At 67.1% G+C, this 960-nt stretch carries 1 protein-coding gene; it reads right to left on the bottom strand.

The window, feature by feature from the left end; genetic code table 11:
* Window positions 1-960 (bottom strand): AAA family ATPase (locus tag BQ7477_RS10860; protein WP_129582582.1); only part of this gene is annotated, 960 nt, incomplete at both ends.

Genomic DNA, 960 nt, shown 5'->3' with positions numbered 1-960 from the left:
GTCCACCCGGATGCGCACGTCGAGGCGCCCGGGGCGCAGGACGGCGGGGTCGATCATGTCCGCGCGGTTGGACGCGCCGATGATGACGACGTTGTCGAGGGATTCGACGCCGTCCATCTCGGCCAGGAGCTGCGGGACGATCATCGTCTCAACGTCCGAAGATACGCCCGTGCCGCGCGTGCGGAAGAGAGCCTCCATCTCGTCGAAAAAGATGACGACGGGAGTGTCTCCGGCTGCGAGCGTGCGCGCACGGGCGAAGATCGCGCGAATCTGACGTTCTGTTTCTCCCACGAACTTGTTGAGCAGCTCGGGACCCTTGATCGACAGGAAGAACGTCGAGGCCCCGCCACGCCGGGACAGGGAGTTCGCGACCGCCTTGGCGATGAGTGTCTTGCCCGACCCGGGCGGGCCGTACAGAAGGATGCCCTTGGGTGGGCGAAGACCGAAACGGCGATAAAGCTCAGGGTGACTAAAAGGCATCTCGATGGAGTCACGTACCTGCGCGATCTGAGCGTCGAGGCCTCCGATGTCCCCGTAGGTCACGTCGGGCACCTCGGGGGTGAGGAGCTGCTCGACGTCCTCGCGCACGATGCGTTCGAGCGCGATACCCGAGCGTGCGTCCACGACGAGGGAATCCCCGGGGCGCAGGTTGCCGTGACGTAGCGGCCCGGCGAGCTCCAAGAGAGTCTCCGCGCCGCCCTCGGCGGCGACGAGCACGCGGTCGGTACCCACCAGCTCCAGGACGGAGACGACCTGCCCGCTGCGCGCGAAATCGTCCGCGGCAACCGCGATCATCGTGTCGTCCAAGCGTACCCACTGCCCGTAGGACAGGTCGGTGACGTCAAGCTTGGGCGAGACCGCCACGCGCATGCGCTTGCCGCCCGTCACGACCTCGATCTGGCGCGCGGCTGGGAAAGCTCGCACGAAGGTCGCGAGCGTCTGCGGCGGGCGTGACACGTC

It is taken from the genome of Actinomyces bouchesdurhonensis, assembly GCF_900128465.1.
GTDB classification, from domain to species: Bacteria; Actinomycetota; Actinomycetes; order Actinomycetales; family Actinomycetaceae; genus Pauljensenia; species Pauljensenia bouchesdurhonensis.
Note: the sequence above shows the minus strand (reverse complement) of the source record. Positions and strands in the feature narration are given on the sequence as shown.